Here is a 19330-nt window from a genome sequence, read left to right as displayed (position 1 = left end):
CGTCAGTCTTCCAGTAGTCCCATCGGATCGTGCTTCGGCAGTACGAAGTCCCGGCGGGAAGCGCCCGGCGAACCGCCCAGCGGATTGGGGACGGTGACGGCGCGAGAGTGGACGGCCCGCAGGCCGTAGCGGCGGTGGTGCGGGGCGAAGCTGAGCGGCCGGTCGCGTACGGCGTCGCCGGGGCCTTCGCCGGCCGGCAGGTCGGCGATCACTTCGAGTTCGACACGGTGCCCGCGGCTGCGCTGCACCCGGGCGGACGCCTGCCAGGGCTCGGCCTCCAGGGCATGCCAGAGCCGGCCGCGATGGATGCGCAGGTCGACCGGGCGGGACGGTGGACAGGAGCGGCGGCCGAGGAACGGGAGGTACACCGGGGACCGGACCGCGGCGTGCAGGGCGTCGATCAGGTCCGGGTCGCCCTCGACGGCGGCGACGAACACCGCGTCGGACAGGTAGAAGCGCTCCGAGACCGGCATGGACTTGCCCGTGTCGGCGTGGTGCGCGGTCTGATAGTCCCGCACCCGTGTGCCCGGCTGGTCGAGCCGGACGGCGAAGCGGAGCGCAGCCAGGTCGGCCAGGTCCGCGCCGCGGTCGCGGCCCTGGGCGGCGGCGAGCAGCCCGACCACCCCGCTCTTGGTGGGGGCGCGCTCCGTCGTACGCCGGGCGAAGCGGGACGACGCGCCCCAGGACTGGAGCGGGCCGGCGAGGCACAGTGTCAGCACACTGGTGCGTTCACTCATGCGGGCTGGTTCTTTCCCTCCGCTGCACGAGCCGGAGCCTGTGCCGGTACGGCCCCTGCGCCGTCGGAGAGCGCGCCCGCCTCCAGCCGGCCGGCCACCGCCATGCCCACCGCGTCGAGAAGGCCGCTGAGACTGACCTCGGTTCCGAGCGCTGTCAGCGGCTCGGTGGCCGCGCCCACGCGCAGCACCCAGCTCGGGTCGCCAGTGACGTCGTACGCCTTCTCGATGTCGGAGACGTGCGAGAGCAGTTGGGTGCAGGCGCCCCGCAGGTGGCCGCCGGCGGCCTGGGGGGCGAGGACGGGCTCCTCGAAGGCGGCGACGAAACTGATGGGCCGGGCGGAGCGGAGGGTGACGAGCACGGCCTCGGGGAGGGTGTGGTTGCCGAAGGTGTTGATCTTCCCGGTCGGCATGGAGGCCACGAAGCCGTGCAGGAAGGCGCGTACGGCCCGTGTCACGGGCTCGTGCAGCGGCTCGTCGGAGCGCAGGCCGGCGCCGAGGTTGTCCCGCAGCCGGTCCACGTCGAGCGCGGCGTAGCGGTAGAGGGTGGCGGAGTTGAAGTCGACGGTGCCGATCATGCCGGCGCCGGATTCTTCTTCCCTCTCGTTCTCGTCGTCCACGGCCGTGTAGTAGTCGGACTCGTTCTCGACCTGGTGGACGCTGATGGCGTGCGCGACCTGGGCCGCCGCGTCCACGTTGATGTCGGCGGAGTCGGCGACCATCCGGCCGAACAGGGCGATGTCCACCGAGTGCCGGGTGTCGGCGAGTTCCCGGGCCCTGTCCTTGTTCTCCTTGGCCTTCAGGAAGGACTTGATGTCGTCGGCGCCCTCGACCGCGAGGCGTGCCAGGCCGTCGAGTTGGCGGGAGCTGAGGAACATCAGGTACGAGGACTGCGGCGGCGGCTCCGGCTCGCCCTTCTTCTTCGCGCTCTCGGCCCTCCTGCGCGGCACCTCGATCTTCGAACCGGTCGCGGTGTGGAGCGTCTCGGCGGCGAGCGCCAGCGCGGCGGTCCTGTCGAGCGAGGGCTCCACCGCGGTGATCCGGTCGGCGAGCAGTTCGGCCACGCGGCGGGTCCGGACACCGAGTTCTGCGGGGTCCAGCAGGTCCTGGAACGCCCGGCGGGTGGCCCGCTTCCACGCCTGACTTGAGACCCGTGCCCGGCGGACGCCTCCGTACACCGCGGTCTTCGGGGTCCCGGTGTCGTCGCGGTTGAGGTTGCTCGGCGGCACGGTCTGCAGCACGTGCACGTCGATGATGGTGCGGCTCACGGGGTGTCGTCCTCCGGGATGGTGGTGTCGGGTTCGTCAGCCGTGCTGTCCCCGGCCCGGCCGGCCGTGTCGCCGTCCGGCGCTGTGGGCCGGACGGCGAGGTAGGACCTGCCCCACGAGCGGCGCACGCGCTGCGTGCCGTCGGTCTGCTGCCAGGCGTACAACTGGTCGGCGAGCAACCCGTAGTCGAGCGGGATGGCGTCGCGCCGCAGCAGCAGGACCAGGTCGCGCAGCCGGCTGGCGAGCACCGCGGGTGTGGCAGCTGTCCCGGCGCGTACGAAACGCTTGCGAGTCGGCTCGTCGATCTCGGAACCGGGGTGCAACCGGCGTACCGCGGCGCCGAGTTCAGGGCCGGGCCTGCGGTGCATCCGCGTGATGTGGTGAGACTGCTGGTGCAGCGACCACAACGTGACGGCGGCGTGCGCCGCTTCCTCCGCCCGGCCCATCGCCTCCTCGGTGAGGTCGGCGCGCTCGTAGCGCTCGTAGAGCGGTTCTGTGCCGATGAGGCCCCACAGGTCGGGGGTCTCACCCGCCGGGCGGCCGATGCCGCGGCGCAGTCGGGCCAGGGCGCCGACACAGTCGCCGCGGTCGTCGAGGTAGCCGCGCTGCAGCCTGGTGATGTGCTGGTGCACGGCGGCGCCGACCGAGCCGAGCGGTGCCTGCCGGACGGCGGATTCGGAGGCTGCGGAAGGGGCGGTGGTCATACCGGCGACTCCACGGGGGCGGGTTGGGCGATCTGCGCGACGGTGGCATCTTCGGGTGCGGTGGTGAGGAGCCGGTTGAGACGCGTACGGAAGCGGAGTTCGGCCGCGGTGTCGTTCAGCCAGCGGGGACCACCGCTCCCGTCCACGACGCGCCCTTCCCAAGCGGCGAGACCGGCGTCGTCCAGCAGCCCGGCACCCAGGTCGAGCACGGTCCGGTGCACCTGCCGCTTCCAGCGGTCCCGTTCCTCGTACGGATCGGGTGCGGCGCCCACGTCGCGCAGCCAACGGCGGTACTGGGTGTCCAGCGTGCCGAAACCGGTGTCGAGGGCGGCGTTCCTGCGCGGACCGGGATCGGCGCCGGACGCGACGGCGAGATCGGCGGCCAGTTCCCCGAGGACTCTCACGGCGTCCTCGGCGTCGCCCAGGGCGTTGAGGGCCGCCTGTCCGTAGCGCTCGTCGCCCTGGTGCAGCAGCACGACGGACATCAGTACCCCGTCGTCCACGACCTCGTCGATCACCGACTGCTGCGTCCCGTACCGCGCGCCGAAGATCCGGGTACGGATCAGGTGCCGGCGCGGAAGGAAACCCTCAGTGGTCAGCCTGGCGACCCACTCCACGATCTGCGGCCGCAGGCGGGCGGCACCGTCCTGCCTCTGGTCGGCTCCCTCGTCCCGGCCGGCCAGCAGGCCCCTCATGCCGCGCCAGGCCAGTTGTGCCGGATCGTGCTCCTGGGGCAGGTACACGAGCGGCTCCCCGCGCTTCTTCTCCTGTGCGGGGCTCCTGCGCCAGCGCGTCATCGGCTCGTACCCGTGCTTGTTGTGCGGTTCGAGCGGGTCACCGTAGGCCAGGACCACACCGTGCACGCCGTCTGCGTCATGGTGCAGCCGGATCCGCCGCGACTGCCACGTGTAGAGGTCCCGCAGGCCGTACGGGCGCTGGGCCAGATCGTCGGCTTGGCCTGCTCCGCACTGCTCGGCCCGCCACGCCGGTCTGTCGGACGCGCCGAAGCGCAGCCAGGGGGTGTCGCCCGCCACCAGGTTGAGCAGCAGCGTCTCGTGGAGGGTGTCCCCCTCGATGAGGACACCGCCCAGGTTGCCCGCCCAGGCGACACCCAGCGGATAGCCCTTGCCGGCCTTGACCCGCCGGTCGCCGACCGCGCCGGACTTGATGCCGGACGGGTCGAACGCCTGGGCGTGCACGAGCCACCGGGCCGCCTCGGCGAACCCGAGGCGGCCGACGCTCGGCCTCCTCATGCTGAAGAAGGGGTCGCCGTTGGGTACGTCGGCGACGAGACGATTGAGCGAGGAGACTTCGTCCTTCGCCGTGTGCAACCCGGCGACCTGGAAGAACGGCTGCTGCGGGTGCAGCAGGTCGAACCGTCCGCGGTGGCGGTCGAGGTAGTCGGCGACCGGGGCGAACGGGTTGTCCGCGGCAAGCCACAGCTCCTCCCACTCCTCGGCGTCGGCGGGTGCCGACTCGCGCTCCGGGTCGTCGCCCAGTGAGTCGTGGAGGATCGCCAGCAGCAGACGCAGGACGGCGAATTCCTGCGTAGGGAGGTCACCGACCAGCCTGCGGATGTCACGCGCCTGGTCGAACACTTCGAGCAACGACAGCTCCCGCTCCGTACCGTCGGTGAACTGCACGGGCAGCCAAGGACGGTGGGTCAGGTCGAAGGCGGGCGTCGTAGTGAGCGTCCCTGCCGCCTCCGCCCTCTTGCTCGGCTCGTCACGGGTCACCAGCAGGCCCTCCTCCGGGTCGTAGGCGAGGTACCAGCCTGCCAACCGGGTCTGACAGTCCTCGTCGAGCGCGAGAATCAGTTCACCGGCGAGCCAGTGGCTCTCCTTCTCCTGCCACGCAGGGATGTACAGCTCCTCCAGCTCGGCGAGCGCCTGGCGCAGCTTCTCAGGGAAACAGAAGTGGTACGGCAAGCGCAGCCCGCTGGCTGCTGCCGCCCTGGCGGCACGGGCGGACGGCACTGCGTCAGTGGGCAGTTCGAGTCCACCGCGCCCCTTGTCCAGCCAGGGCAGCGTGCACAGGGTGCCGTCCACCCGGCGCATGACGACGAGGACTTCAAGGCTCTCCTGGCTGTCCCGCACCTGCGCCCGTCCGGCCGGCGTGTCGTCCGCGTCACCGACGCCTGCGTCGACCCATCCGATGAGCGGTCTGCCCGCCTTGCGCACGACATCGAGCCGGAAGACTTCGGCTTTCTGCTGCTGCTTCGCGCGACTCTCCTCGTGGGCGGCGCGGGCCGGGCCGACGACCTCCGCCCACTGCGGCGGACAGGGTTCGCCGTCCCCATAGGCGAGTTGGACGAGCGTGCTGATGTCCTCCGGCAGACGTACCGGACGGCCCGACGGTTCCAGGTGGGGGGCCAGGACGGCCAGGGAGCGCAGCAGCGGATAGGCGCCGTACACGGTGCGGGAGCCGCGGGCGGGTTCGGGAGCCGGTTGCGACTGCCAGTCGACGCCCGTCACCAGACAGCGCGGCTTCCTCAGTCGAACGGGACGGTCAGCCTGCCGCTCGCCACGAGGGTGCCGGTGCAGGCGGCCCATGCGCTGGAGCAGCAGGTCCACCGGGCACAGGTCGGTCACCAGGAGGTCGAAGTCCACGTCGAGCGACTGCTCGGCCACCTGGCTGGCGACGACGATGTGCGCCCGCTGTGGCCGGTGCGGAGAGGTGCCGTCGCGGCCCGGTGGTCCGAAGCGGGTCAGGAGCGAAGCGTCCTTGCGGGCCCTGTCGACATCGATGAACCGCGCGTGCGCGACGGTGACCTGCTCGGCGCCGAACTTCTCCCGGAGCACGGACGCCGTGCTCATCACGCGGTCGACCGTGTTGCGCACGACCAGCGCGCATCCGCCGTCGGCCAGTTCTGCGGCCAGCCGGTCGGCCAGTACGGCATCGTCGTCCGACAGGGGCTCAAGCACCACGTCGGTGCGGCGAGCCGAGGCGGCGGGAGACTCCATCACGGGCGCCTCGCCGGGGACGACAGCGGTCAGCAGCGGATAGCCCGCGGCCTCGGCCACTTTCTCCGCGCCCGCCCCCGCGTACGCCTGAGCCAACTCCCGGCGTCTGTGCGCGGGAAGCGTCGCCGACAGGACCACCACCGGCACGCGGTAGGCGCCCAGCCAGGACAGCACGCGGTCGAGGTAGATGTTCATGTAGGCGTCATAGGCGTGGACTTCGTCGATGACGACGACCTTGCCCGCCATCGCGAGGTGCCTCAGGGCCAGGTGCCTGCTCTTGAGGCCGGCCATCAGGAGCTGGTCGATCGTCCCGACGGCGAAGGACGCGAGCAGGCCTTTCTTCCGGCCCCGCAGCCACTGGTGGGCGACGAGGGCAGCCGACGCTGTCGCGGCTCGTTCGCCTTCGCCGACCTGTTTGCCCGGGTGTGCGTGCGCGTCGGCGTACGCGTCGACCGCGGCGATCGTGCGGTGGCTGTCGCGCAGCAGGAGGGCGTAGTCCTCCTGGAGGGCCGCCTTGGCGTGGGCGAGCAGTACGGAGTGCTGGTCAGGTCCGGAGGACGCCGCGAGGGGAGCGGCGGTCGGCAGCCGGTCGAGCCAGGCCAGCAGGCGAGGGAACATGGCGTTGCTCGTCGCCATCGTGGGCAGCGCCACATAGCATCCGCCCGCCCCTGAACGGGCCGCGAAAATCTCGGCGACGGCGAGCGCAGCCTCGGTCTTCCCCTCGCCCATCGGCGCCTCGATGATCAGCATTCCAGGGTGGGGCATGGCCCGGGCCATGGCGACAGCCTGCTCCTGTACGGGCCTGACCCGGGCTCCAGGCGGCAGATCGAACCGGGCGGCGATCAACTCCGCGGCCGACTCGCGTGGTTCGGCCGGTGACCAGGGCTGCGGCAGCTGAAGTCCCCGCCATGCTGCGGCAATCCGCTCGCTCTCCCCCAGGGGATGCTCCTGGGGGAAGTACGGGAAGAGATCGGGGTTGCTGGCGATCCAGTCGGACACGATGACGAGCGCGGTGAGCAATACCTGTACGGGTTGGGGCAGTTTCACCCGCTGCCAGTCGCCGAGCCGGTCCTCCGCCCCGAAAGCGTCGGCACAGGCGTCGAGGAACTCGGTCTGCACCCGTCGCCACACGGCCTCGGCCGGGCCGGGGGCCCGCAGCAGCTCAGGATGTGCGTCCAGGGTGTGGATCTGGGTGTGGTCCGGCGGCACCCCGTGATGACCGCCTGCCATGACAGCGAACTGGGCCGACGCCCTGCGCGTCCACCCGCGCCGTTCCTCCAGCCACTCCTGCAGCAGCAGTTGCCCGGCCAGACCGTGCGGCGCGATCCGCCGGTCGTCGCCGAACTGCTTGCGCGTCCGCATCAAAAGCCCGGCGCGGCTCATTACATCGGCAAGGCCATCAACTTGGCAGGCGAAGGCGGGCGTGCACTTGCCGATGTCGTGCGTCCCCGCGAGCCATACGCCGAGCCTTCGGGCATCGGCTTCTCCGCCGGGAAGCGGCTCCGCGATCAACTCCTTCACGTTGCGCGGCAGCCAGTTGTCCCAGAGCAGCCCGGCGACGGCAGCGCTGTCCGCCATGTGCCGCCACAGCGGCAGCCACTTGTCGGTGTCCCGGTCGTGCTTCGCCCACACGGTCCTGGCTGCACCGGTCAGCAGATCTCCAAGTGGCATTGTCCGTCCTGCCTTCATCGCCCCGCACGGCGGCCATTCAACAGGGTGGCGGGTGCTCCTACGAGGCAGTAGCGCGAAGTGATCAAAATCCATCCAGAAGGAACAGGATCGACCAGATTCAGAAAGAAGACGGACATCCCACCTCGCGAGAGGCGAGCCCTCGGGGTTGTCCGCTCATGCGGGGCTGAGCACGCACAAGCCGCCGACAGGCTCACCGTCGCCCTCAGACCGCCAGAAGCGCACTGCACTGCATCACGAGTGAGATCAGACGACTGAAGGATCTGCGCTTCGCTCTCGGACCGATGAGGCAGAAGTCCACCCCTCGGGCGCGGGGAGCAGTCCAGCAGCAGTGACCCGTCGGGCATCTGGAGGGGTCCATCCCCGCGGGTGCGGGGAGCAGTTCATGCTGCGCACAAGAGCCGCCACGCGCTGGGGTCCATCCCCGCGGGTGCGGGGAGCAGGCCGAGGACTACGCCGCCGAGGCCGCCGAGATGGGTCCATCCCCGCGGGTGCGGGGAGCAGCTCCACCTCACGGGCCACCCCGAGTCCGCGAAGGGTCCATCCCCGCGGGTGCGGGGAGCAGACTTCGCAGGATTGGGTTGTGTCGCACTTTTGGGGTCCATCCCCGCGGGTGCGGGGAGCAGGTAGTCGTCGTCAGTCTTGGTGAGGCGTACGAGGGTCCATCCCCGCGGGTGCGGGGAGCAGTCTCAGTGACCTGCAGGTTTCCTGGAGGGGCGGGTCGCCTTGAGCCAACTGCAGAGAAAGCGACATTTGGTGCATTGTGTCGGCGGACATGCACGTCGACTCCGCACTACACAAAGGCGTCTCCTCTGGCCGTTCAGCGCTTCTTTGTCTTCCTCTTCTGCTTCGGAGTCCAGTCACCTCGGTGCGCTTGGCAGCGAGAGTAGCCGATCATGGCCGGCCTCCGGCAAGGCTTACCGGTCTTGGTTTTCGTTGATCCACACTTGACTTGGTATCCCATGTCTTCTCCTGGAGACGGCGGGTTGGGACAGCCCATCGTCATGGAGTGAGACACGGTTACGGCCCGGCGGCTCGGAAAGAGGCGCATTCGCGTGGGCGCCTGTCCCAATTCGATAGGACGCCGCCGCACGGTAGATGAAGAGGGGAATGCAGGCGACACGTGGTTCGGTAGTGCTTCCGGTAACTCTTCGATTCGGACGCCCCGGCGTCCGGGCTCACGTCGGCGACGAAGTCGACCGGGTATGACGAGATCGTCCGCGAGGTACGTCATGAGGTCGGCACCGCGCTCGACATCGACCTCCATGAGCGTGTCGGAGGCCTCTGCCGAAGAGCCCGGACCACTCGCCCGCGCCGTCCGCCCCGGGCACAGCAGAGCCGAAGACGCCTTCCTCCCGCGCTGGCGACGCCACTGGGGCACGTAACTCACAAGTCGAGAGCACGAGTTTGGTTCTCGTCACCCGTGGCGAGGCCGCCCCGGCACCCGCGGGTTCGGTTGATGGCCCCTCTGCACCAGTGCGCCGCTGACTTTCTCCAGCCGGGCCGACGCCGCTGCGAAACTCAGCAAGCTGCCGTCAGAAGACACCGTGACGAACATTCCGGCTGTCGGAGACGCCGAGAAATCCAATTCTTTTGATGATGGCGGGCACCAGCCCGCGACGCTGAGGTTCCGCAACCCCCGGAAGGACAGATGGAATTCCAGGTTGCTGTGCGGACTTTCACGCTCGCGGTGAAGGACATCACTTGCGTGCCGCTCCTCACGACATCGGCTCGAACTCTTCGCCCGATCGGCGCTTCGAGTGAAACACCCGCGTGATCGCCCATGGGCCATTCATGGATGACGAGATCCTCCACGGCGATGAGCCCAATGTGCAGCCGGCAGGTGTCGCGTCCGGCCTCCGCCCACTCCGCGGGTGGTTCGTCAGGGAAGGTCGGCAAATTGGCCCTCAGGGTGACGGCCGGGCCGCGCCAGTCGAGATGCGCGGACCGGAGCCTCACGCGATCGAGCGAGGGGGCGACTCGTACAGCTGGAAAATTTCCTTCCCGTTGCGCATCAGGTCAATCCAGCGAAGGGTCATAGCAGTAGCGTCCTCTGCTCCCCGCTTTTACCCATTCCGGGTGTTTCCATGCGACCTTACGAATATGCACTGGTCGATAACCGGGATCGCCGGGGCTTTGATGACCGAACCAGTGATCTTGCTACGCCACGCTATCGGCCGATGGGGCCTCGTGCCATTCTCCCGTGTGTAGAAGATGGGCTGATCATTCTCGTCGAGGAGTTGTCTCGCCCTGTGTACTCCGGGCCAGTGGTAGGCACCACCTCGATCACATCGAAAGGCCGCTTCTTCCCGGGGATACCCCGCGTCGCGCAGCGCCCGCGCCTTGGTCTGCGTCAGCGATGCAGACGGGCGCAGGCCGCGCGCCGGACCGGGTGAACGGGTCGGCCACGTAGGCGTGGTGGTGGTCGGCGGGGTGCGGGGAATCCGGGGGCGTCGGCTTGCATGAGGTGGCCGTCGACACGGCAGGCCCATGTGCGGTGCCGAAGGGCGGACGGCTTCGCTGCCGTGACCTGCCGTCGCCCACCTCACACCATCCTCACGTACGCGGAGTCACAGGTCCGCGGATGCCGCCTGGTTGCCGGCCTGGTGGTCCCCGCCTGTGAAGAGGCCGAGCATCCGCGACCGCGTGTTCCGGGGCCCCGATGGTCCGGCGGGCGAGGACCGTACCGTACGGGAAGGGGACGGCTGCCCACACAGGTGGCGTCCGCCTCGCGCCCTGGGGCCTCGGCGTCGAGGTGGTTGAGAACCCGGATCAGTGGGCGCGTCGTCCTGCCGGGTGTGGAAGGCATCGGAGACCTCGACGCGGCAGGGGCTGCGCGGCGGGTCGCCGGGCGTGAGAGGGCAGCGTTCGACGAGGTGTGCCGGCGTACCGCGCCCTGGCCGGCGGTGCGGCTGCGCCGCCGACGCGCTGATGACGATGTCGTGGCCGACATGCCGCAGGAGACCAGCCTCGCGGTGTGGCGGGCGGCCCGGGAGCTAGGCGGGGTCGGCAGCCGAGCGCAGCGCGGTCGGCCCCTCTCGACGATCGGCGCGAACCGCCTCGTCGACGCAATCCGCCGGCACCCCCGGCAGGAACGGGGGCCGGCCGCCGCGCTGGTCGAGGAGACCGTGCCGGGCGCCGAGGACGAGGTGATGGCGAGCCACGTCGTCCAGGGCCTTGAGGAGGCGCTGCTGCGGCAGGTGCTACAGGCGATTCCCCGGGATGCGTGCTCGGGCTCCGTGTGGCCAGACACTCCTCGCCGGGCCGTTCGGCTCCGTCCTGCGCGACACGGCGGGTCTGCTGGGCCTGACCGTTACGGGAGCGGCCGCGACCGGCACCGCCAGGTCGTGGTTCCTGCCTCTCGGGTGGACGCTCGGCGCTGCGGCGTACCCGTCGCGGACACCGCCGGCGAGGTACTGAACTGAGCAGACACAGGCACCCGGCAGCCGTGCTGCGGCGGTCGTCGCGGCACTGCTCGCCACAGGGTGTGCCACCTCCCATATATGCCGCGGCCCTCGCGCTCGGAGGCCGTCGGGGCATGCCCCAGACGGCCCGGTCCGCCCCGGGAGGGTGGTCGCTGGCACGCCAGGGCAGGCGGCGCCTGCGCTCTCCGTGACCGGGAATCGTGGACGGTCGTTGCCGTGCCATCGCCGCCGTTGAAATGATGCACGCATGTCCGAGGACGGGAACGAGGCAGCCCGGCACGGTCGCGACAGGAGCGGACTGCGTCTCGCCGATGTGGCGAAGATGGCTGCAGGCACGGAGGCGACGGCCGCCAGACTGGGAGCGGGGGCCTCCCACGGAGAAGAGACAGCGGCGCCACCGGAGCATCGGGAACCATGGCCGGTGCCGGTGGCGAACGTGGCCGCTGAGCCCGCGGTGGACGTGGCCTCGCGGCGGCGCGCCTTCGCCGAGATGCTAGGGAAGTTCCGGCGTACCGCGGTTCTCGTCCCCTTGGGCGAAGGAGGCGTTACGGAGGACGAGCGGGGCTTCCTGACAGCGGACCTCAACGGCTTCCGCTTCATCCTGGCGTTCTCCGACGAACAGGCACTGGCGCGTTACGCGGTGGCGCGTGGCGGTGCGGCGCGCGAGTGGGCGTATCAGTCCGTTCTGGGTGCGCGGCTGCTGGATGTGGCGGTGCCGGCGGCGGGGGTGCCGTGCGGGGTGGCGCTGGACTGTGCGGACGGGCAGGACGGCATGGTCTTTCCGCCCGTGCGGGGCATCGTGCCCGATGCGGTGGCGGTGGACATCGACGTGGACGGCGACGATCCGGGGGGCGCGGCGTGAGCGGTGGTGGCAGCGGCGGCGAAGATCTGGAAACCCAGGGGCTCGACCTGATCGCACAGGGCCTGACCGGGGCGCTGGGTGAGTTGCGGGAGTTGGGCATGGTCGGAGAGGCAGGGGCCGGGCGTGGCTTCAGCGGTATCGCCTTGTCGGGGCTGGAGCTCGGGCACGAGGGTTTGACGGGTGAGTTGCGGACGTTCTGCGACCGGTGGGAGTGGGGCGTGCGGGCGCTGGTCGACGAAGGCAACACGCTGGCCCGGGGAACGGGGATGTCCGCGGGCACGTACTACGAGAACGAGCAGTACCTGGAGGGCACCTTCAAGGTCGTCACCAACGCGGCGGTCGGTAATCCGTACGCGTCGGAGGAGGACGTGGAGAAGATGGGCTGGGGCGACATCGCGACCTCCGGTAGGAGTACGGACTTCAGCAAGGAGTCCTTCGACCAGGCCCTGTCCAACAGCGAGCAGGGGTGGAAGGACGCGGCCCGCGACGTGATGACCTCCCACACCCTGGGGCCGATGGGGCTGAACCCCGGGAATCTGCACACCATCGCGGGCGTCTCCGACGACCGGTACGACCAGTATCTCGACAACACCTTCGGCCCCTCCCCCGAGGCCCACGCCGAAGCGGCCGGGCAGGGCAATACCGGCGGTGACGGCTGATGGGCCTGCTCGGGAATATCGGCGACGGCATCAACAAGGGCCTGGGCTACGGCGGGCATCTGGTCGACGAGGGCAAGAAGAAGGTCGGCGAGGGTGTCGACTGGGCCACCGACAAGGTCGGCGACGGCCTCGACCACGTCGGACTGCACGACTGGGCCGACAGCGTGGAGGACTGGGGCGACGACGTCGCCTCCGACCTCGGCGCCACCCCCGGCGAACAGCAGCTCGGACAGACCGAGGAAGCCAACGAGCTCGTCCACGGCGACCCCGGCAAGATCCGCGACGGCGCCAAGCACCTGAGCGACTTCCACACCGCCTTCGACAAGGTCTCGGCGGGGATGAAGAAGATCGACTCCTCCGGGTGGAAGGGCCAGGGCGGGGACGCCTTCCGGGAGAAGTTCGATCTGCATCCCGCCAAGTGGGCCCAGGCGTCGGCCGCGTGCGAGACAGCCGCGGGTGCGCTGGACGCATACGCTCACACGGTCACGTGGGCACAGGGCCAGGCCAAGGAGGCCGTGGCGCTGTACAAGAAGGGCGTCCAGGCGTCGAAGGACGCGAGCGACGCGTACAACAAGAAGGTCGACGCGTACAACGCGAAGATCGACGCGAACCAGGACCCCGGCCCGAAACCCGACCCGTTCGTGGACCCCGGCAAAGCCGACGTGAAAGCAGCCCGGGCGAAGCTGGCCGAGGCCCGCAAGCAGCGCAACACCGCCGCCTCCGAAGCGCAGGGCAAGATCAAGGCGGCCCTCGCGCACGCCCCAGCCGAACCCCCGCCGCTCTCCCGCCTCGGCGACGACGTCGTCGACGGCTACCAGGCCGCCCACACCGAACTCACCCACGTCACCGGCGGCGTCCTCAAGGGCACCGCGGGCCTGGTCGACTTCGTCCGCGGCCTCAACCCGGTGGACCCCTACAACCTCACCCACCCCGCCGCCTACCTCCAGAACGCCAGCATGACCCTGTCCGGCCTCGTCTCCACCGCCGCACACCCCGAACGCATCGTCCAGACAGCCGTCGACGGCTTCAAGAAGGACCCCTCCGAATTCGTCGGCCGCCTCATCCCACAACTCGTCGGCACCGACGGCGCCGGGCTCGCCGCGGGCGGACTGCGCCTCGGCCTGAAGACCGCGGTCAAGGAGGGACTGGAGGACGGAGCGGAAAGCGCCGCACGCAAGACGCTGCGGGATGCACCGGAGGAGCGTGCCGGGAAGGCCGCCGAGAAGGTCGAGCGGGACCCCACCGACCCCGTGGACCTGACGACCGGCATGATGTACCTGCCGCAGACCGACATCGAACTCCCCGGAAACCTACCGGTGGGGTTCACGCGTCGCGTCGAGTCCGGCTATCGGCTCGGGAAATGGTTCGGTCCCTCGTGGGCCTCAACGGTCGACGAACGTCTGGAGATCGACGCCGAAGGCGTCGTCCTCGTCGGTGCCGACGGCCTACTGCTCGACTACCCGCACCCCGCCCCGGGCGTGCCCACCCTGCCGCACCACGGGCCACAAAGGCCGCTCGATCGCGTCGACGACGGCTACACCGTGACCGATCCGGCCACCGGTCACGTCCGGCACTTCGCCGATCGGGACGGGTCGATCGCTCTCCTGGAGCAGATCGACGACCGCAACGGCAACTGGACCGCCTTCGAGCACGACAGCGAGGGGACCCCCACCGCCATCGTGTCGAGTGGCGGCTACCGACTCCTGCTCACGACCGCGGAGAGTCGAGTCACCGCTCTCCTCCTCGCGGGCGCGGCTCCCGGTGGCACCGGCCAAGTGATCAAGCGCTACGGCTACTCCGGAGAGGGCGACCTCGTAGAGGTGGCCGACTCCGCCGGCAGGGCTCTCCGGTTCAGTTACGACGACCGCGGCCGCGTCACCTCCTGGACCGACAGCAACGACCGTTCCTACGCGTACACGTACGACGAGCAGGACCGCTGCACGGCGGAGGGCGGTACCGAAGGCCACGTGAGCCTGCGCCTGTCGTACGACGACACGGATCCCCGAACCGGTCTGCGGGTCACCACGACGACGAGTGGAGCGGGGCACACCCGTCGCTATGTGGTCAACGATTCCTGCCAGGTGGTCGCCGAGACGGACCCGCTCGGGGGCGTCACCCGCTTCGCACGCGATCGGCGCGACCGCCTCCTGTCCCGGACCGACCCCCTCGGCCACACGCAGCGCTACTCGTACGACGATCGAGGCAACCTGACCCGCGCCGTGCGCGCCGACGGCGGCGAGATCCACGCGGAGTACAACGAGCAGAACCTGCCCGTGAAGATCATCGGCACTGACGGCTCGGCCCAGCGCTCCTCCTACGACGAGCGCGGCAATCGCACCTCCTACACCGACGTCGCAGGTATGACCACGGCCTTCACGTACGACGAGGCAGGCCGCCTCACCTCCGTCGTCGACCCCCTGGGCGGCAGGACCATGGTGCTCTGTGACGCCGCTGGGCTGCCCCTGCGGGTCACCGGCCCCACCGGTGCGTCGACCCTCTACGAGCGCGACGCGTTCGGCCGCCCGATATCGATCACCGACCCGTCGGGCGCGACCACACGTCTGGAGTGGACCGTCGAGGGCCAACTCGCCCGTCGCACGGCACCGGACGGAGCGACCGAGTCGTGGACGTACGACGGAGAGGGCAACTGCACCAGCCACACCGACCCACTCGGCGGCACGACCCTCTGGGAGTACACGCACTTCGACCTGATGACCGCCCGCACCGACCCGGACGGTGTCCGCCACGAGTTCACCCACGACACGGAGCTGCGCCTCACCGGGGTCACCAACCCTCGGGGTGAGACCTGGACTTACACGTACGACGAGGCGGGACGGCTGGTATCCGAGACGGACTTCGACAACCGCGTCGTCGGCTACGCCCACGACGCGGCGGACCGGCTGACCTCGCGCGTGAACCATCTCGGCCAGACGATCCAGTACGAGCGCGACGTACTCGGGCGCGTCGTCAGCAAGACCGTCGACGGACGTGTCACCACCTACGCCTTCGACCTGACCGACCAACTGGCTCAGGCCACCGGGCCCGACGGCAGCACGGTCACACTCCTTCGCGACCGGTCAGGGAACGTCCGTACAGAGACGGTCGACGGCCGCTCCCTCCATTTCACCCACGACGCCCTCGGCCGGCGCACCTCACGCACCACACCGGGCGGCGCCACCACGACCTGGTCGTACGACGAGCCGGGCAACGTCACGGGGATGACCGTCTCCGGCCGTCCGATCACCTTCGCCCACGACGGCAGCGGCCGCGAGGTCTCCCGCAGCGTCGCAGGCGCTCTCACCACGGCCCGCGTGTACGACCCTTCGGGACGCCTCACCGCCCAGACCGCCGTCGCCGAAGGCCGCACGGTCCAGCAACGCACCTACACCTACCGCGCCGACGGCCACCTCACGGCCATGGATGACCTGTTGGCGGGGAAGCGCGAGTTCCACCTCGACGTGATGGGCCGAGTGACCGCGGTACGCGCCGCGAACTGGACGGAGACGTACGCCTACGACGCCGCCGGCAACCAGGCAGGCGCCACCTGGCCCGCCACCCACCCCGGCCACGAGGCCACCGGCGAACGCGAGTACAGCGGCACCAGCCTCGTGCGCGCCGGAAACGTCCGCTACGAACACGACGCCCTCGGCCGCGTCACCCTCCGGCAGAAGACCCGTCTCTCCCGCAAACCGGACACCTGGCGCTACGAATGGGACGCCGAGGACCGCCTGGCCTCAGCCGTCACCCCCGATGGAACCCGCTGGCGCTACACCTACGACCCCCTCGGCCGCCGCACCGCAAAGATCCGCCTCGCCGCCGACAGCGAGACCGTCGTCGAGCGCACGACCTTCACCTGGGACGGCACCACGCTGTGCGAACAGACCTCCTCCTCCGCGGAAATGCCGAACCCGGTCATCACGACCTGGGACCACCGCGGACTCCACCCGATCTCCCAGACGGAGCGCATCACCACAGCCGAGGCACCCCATGAGGAGATCGACTCACGATTCTTCTCCATCATCACCGACCTCGTCGGCACCCCCACCGAGCTCGTCGACGAACACGGTGCAGTCGCCTGGCACGCCCGCGCCACCCTCTGGGGCATCACGGCATGGCGCTCGGACGCCCGCGCCCACACACCACTGAGATTCCCGGGCCAGTACCACGACCCCGAAACCGGCCTCCACTACAACCACCATCGCTACTACGACCCGGAAACCGCGCGCTACACCACCCCCGACCCGCTCGGACTGGCCCCTGCCCCCAATCCCGCCACCTACGTGCACAATCCGCACACGTGGAGCGATCCGCTGGGTCTGGCCCCACGATGCCTGAATGAAACTGGCGAGGACGGCAGGGACACAAACGAGAACTTCGTACCGGGATCAGCCGAAGCACAGAGGCTGGCCGATCAACTGCGCAGGGATTCAGCCGGATCGATCTTCAACGAGAACGGGTGGCTGACCCCCCAGGCCATCACGGACTCCCGCCGGGTGATCGACGGCGAGAAAATCGGCAACCCTGCAGTACGCGAGGCCATGACTTCAGACGGAAGCAACCTCGGCGATTGGGGAAAATACACAACGAAGACGCACCAATCACCCTACGGCGACTTCCAAGTCCACTACTATTATAATCCCGAGACGGGACGAGTTTTGAACTATGACTACAAGGTCATCCTGAACAGAAGGTGAAGAATATGCGAGCCCGATTTGAACGCCCAAAGAATCCCGACCCTCGTATCCTCCAGGGCATCGACGCACTCAGGGAAGAGGAGGAGTACGTGGTTTTTGAGGTCTCTGTGGGTCACGGGAAGAGTGCACTCTTCCGCGTCGAGTTCACAGAAGGGGGTTTGAGACAATCAGCACTCTTCGACAGTAGGGTGTTCACCGTTACGTCACATCGACTGCCGCCGACCTGGCGATATTTCCAGTCCGATACCGGCTCGCTTTCCCTGTGCCCGGAGTCATGGAACCAAATCGGATTCTGGGAATCTTATTACGATCACGATCCGCGGGCTATTGAGGTCTACGAAACGGAGAGGCAAGCCATCCTGTCGTCCTCATGACATGCACAGGGTCCCGCGACGCGAAAAAACAGCCAGTCCGCCTTCCTTCGGTAATTTTCTCATCGCGATCAGCGACAGACGACCCCGACCATTGGGCCACCACAATCGCAGAGACGTGGCTCTCCTGGTGCGAGACGGGCGCATGATCGCCTGTGAACTCAACGACCCGACGCGCTACCTCACGACCCGCTTCGCCCAACCCGACCCCACCCCGTCACCAACACGAGGACCGGCATCGCGCACAGGTCCTGCATGAGGTCGTCGGCCGGCTGATCGAGGACTACGCGTCGTGACGGCAGGAGAGTACGCCTGAGGCGCCGGCCGGAGGGCATGCCTTCAGAAGGCACGCCTGCGCGGTGCCGGCAACGCCCCCGCGCACCCGGCGACCTTGCGGCGAGACAGCGTGGAGCACCCGCAGTACGTCAAAGGCGGCTTCCGCAGACCGTAGCCGTCTACGCCGCGCGACAGGAAAGCGCAGGCCGAAACCCCTTCAGTGGCCCAGGAACGGGACAGGGCAGTCCGCTGTGCCATCCGTGGCCTCGTCCGGGGCCCAGCCGGCTCCGGCGCGGGCGCGTCGTCAGCGGGCGAGGGCGCCCATCGGGTCCCAGGCGGGGAGGGGGATCGGGGGGTGGTCGAGGGCGGCGGCCAGGTCGGGCGGGAGGGCGGAGCGGCGGACCGCGATCTCGAAGACGTGCTCGCCGAACCACGAGTCGTTCATGGTCCAGAAGCCCTTGTCGGCCTTCTGCTCGCCCCAGCTGTTCTCCACCCGCCAGCGGCGCGGACTGCCGTCCACCATGTCGACGCCCGTGAACAGCATCGCGTGGGTCATCTGCGTGTCGTGGTGCAGCAGCCTGGTCGCCTTGTCCATGGTGAACGGCGCGTCGTAGACGCCGGCGTAGTCGAAGAGGCGGGCGTCCCAGACGCCGGCGTCGCCGTGCATCATCTTGGCCACGTCGCAGCCGAACCAGACCGGTTCGCCGCCGACGACCGTCTCCGCGGCCAGCCGCTTCAGCAGCTCCATCTCGGCGTTGAGGTAGACGACCGGCGGGGCGTCCACGATGTTGCCCAGGTACTCGACGGTGAAGGTCCGGCCGACCGGGCTCGATTCGCGCGGGTCGTGCACCAGGCACACGTACTCGTCGAGCGGGAGTTTTACGTACGAGGCGGCGAACTCGGCGGGGGTGAGCCAGCCGTCGCGGTGGAACTCCTTGTCCTTGTCCTCCCACTGCCACAGGAAGCGCCGGGGCGGCGTGCCGAGGTGGATGCTGAGCACCCGGTGGACGGCGCCGAGGACTTCGCGCTTGTGCTCACGCTGCGCCTCGACGCCCGCGGGCGCCAGCGCGCGCAGTTCGGCCGCGCCCTGCCGCAGCAGGGTCTTCAGGGCCCTGTTCATCGCCCGGGTCGCGGAGGAGCTGTCGGTCTCCGGCATGGCCGACTTGGGTACCAGGCCGTGCTTGGCGACGAGCGCCACGAACATGTTCCACTGGCCGCCGTCGCCGATCGGGTCGGTGAGCAGGTGCGCGATGGTGCGGTCGTCCACGGCGCGGTCCGAGGTCTCGACGACCGCTTCGAGGAAGTGGTTGGCCCGCTCGAACTTGTCCCACCACAGCAGGTAGTTCTGGGAGAACTCGAAGTCCTTCACGCCGAGTTCGCGGGCGGCGCCGGCCCGCAGCAGGTTGAGCCCCGCGAACATCCAGCAGCGGCCGCTCTGCTTCTGGTTGGTGGCCTTCCAGTCGTCCAGGTGGTGGGAGACCGAGTGGTCGATGCCGGTGAGGACGCGGCGGTCGAGTGCGACGTCGTCGACGGAGGTCCGCGTGACGGCGTTCTGCATGAGCTGGTTGGCCGGGCGGGCTGCGAAGTCCTTCTCGTATGCCTCGATCTGGTCCGGCGTGAGGGCACGCGGTACGGCCGGTCGGGAGTCGTCATGTCCGAAGGTCACGGCAGCCTGCCTCCAGTTC

8 protein-coding genes, 1 pseudogene and 1 CRISPR repeat array are annotated in these 19330 nt (G+C 69.4%); of the genes and pseudogenes, 3 read left to right on the top strand and 6 right to left on the bottom strand.

Annotated elements, in window-relative coordinates; translation table 11 throughout:
• Positions 1-2: 2 nt before the first annotated feature.
• The 5 genes and pseudogenes from cas5e to ABEA77_RS33995 form a co-directional block, all read right to left on the bottom strand.
• The gene (cas5e, locus tag ABEA77_RS16810; protein WP_345647618.1) at positions 3-737 is read right to left on the bottom strand and encodes a type I-E CRISPR-associated protein Cas5/CasD; all 735 of its coding nucleotides are present in this window, start codon (positions 735-737) and stop codon (positions 3-5) included.
• Positions 734-2002 (bottom strand): type I-E CRISPR-associated protein Cas7/Cse4/CasC, encoded by a 1269-nt coding sequence (cas7e, locus tag ABEA77_RS16805; protein WP_345647616.1) that lies wholly within the window; start codon positions 2000-2002, stop codon positions 734-736. The genes cas5e and cas7e overlap by 4 nt, the downstream gene beginning before the upstream one ends.
• Positions 1999-2706: a type I-E CRISPR-associated protein Cse2/CasB gene (gene casB / locus ABEA77_RS16800; protein WP_345647614.1), complete on the bottom strand. Its 708-nt coding sequence runs from the start codon at positions 2704-2706 to the stop codon at positions 1999-2001. The genes cas7e and casB overlap by 4 nt, the downstream gene beginning before the upstream one ends.
• Entirely contained in the window at positions 2703-7340 is a 4638-nt protein-coding gene (casA, locus tag ABEA77_RS16795; RefSeq protein ID WP_345647612.1) for a type I-E CRISPR-associated protein Cse1/CasA, read from the bottom strand. The genes casB and casA overlap by 4 nt, the downstream gene beginning before the upstream one ends.
• A 371-nt stretch (positions 7341-7711) precedes the next feature.
• A CRISPR array of direct repeats spans positions 7712-8045; the repeat unit is 29 nt; unit sequence GGGTCCATCCCCGCGGGTGCGGGGAGCAG.
• Between the two features lie 834 nt (positions 8046-8879).
• Positions 8880-9320: pseudogene (locus tag ABEA77_RS33995) on the bottom strand (hypothetical protein); the annotation flags it as partial.
• Positions 9321-11030: 1710 nt separating this feature from the next.
• Here ABEA77_RS33995 and ABEA77_RS16790 point away from each other — a divergent pair.
• From ABEA77_RS16790 to ABEA77_RS16780, 3 genes are read left to right on the top strand one after another with little or no spacing between them, the layout of a single operon-like run.
• Positions 11031-11645 carry a hypothetical protein gene (locus ABEA77_RS16790; protein WP_345647610.1) on the top strand — a complete coding sequence of 205 codons (615 nt, stop codon included), beginning with the start codon at positions 11031-11033 and terminating at the stop codon, positions 11643-11645.
• On the top strand, positions 11642-12304 hold the full coding sequence (locus ABEA77_RS16785) for a hypothetical protein (RefSeq protein ID WP_345647607.1): 663 nt from the start codon (positions 11642-11644) through the stop codon (positions 12302-12304). The genes ABEA77_RS16790 and ABEA77_RS16785 overlap by 4 nt, the downstream gene beginning before the upstream one ends.
• Positions 12304-16998, top strand: a complete 4695-nt coding sequence (locus ABEA77_RS16780) for a putative T7SS-secreted protein (RefSeq protein ID WP_345647605.1) — start codon at positions 12304-12306, stop codon at positions 16996-16998. The genes ABEA77_RS16785 and ABEA77_RS16780 overlap by 1 nt, the downstream gene beginning before the upstream one ends.
• 951 nt (positions 16999-17949) lie before the next feature.
• Here the strand turns inward: ABEA77_RS16780 and ABEA77_RS16775 are convergent.
• Positions 17950-19311, bottom strand: a complete 1362-nt coding sequence (locus ABEA77_RS16775) for a C1 family peptidase (protein WP_345647603.1) — start codon at positions 19309-19311, stop codon at positions 17950-17952.
• Positions 19312-19330 lie beyond the last annotated feature (19 nt).

Source organism: Streptomyces tremellae, assembly GCF_039540215.1.
In the GTDB taxonomy this organism is placed as follows: Bacteria; Actinomycetota; Actinomycetes; order Streptomycetales; family Streptomycetaceae; genus Streptomyces; species Streptomyces tremellae.
The sequence above is the reverse complement of the archived record's forward strand: the minus strand, read 5'-3'. Positions and strand labels throughout refer to the sequence as shown.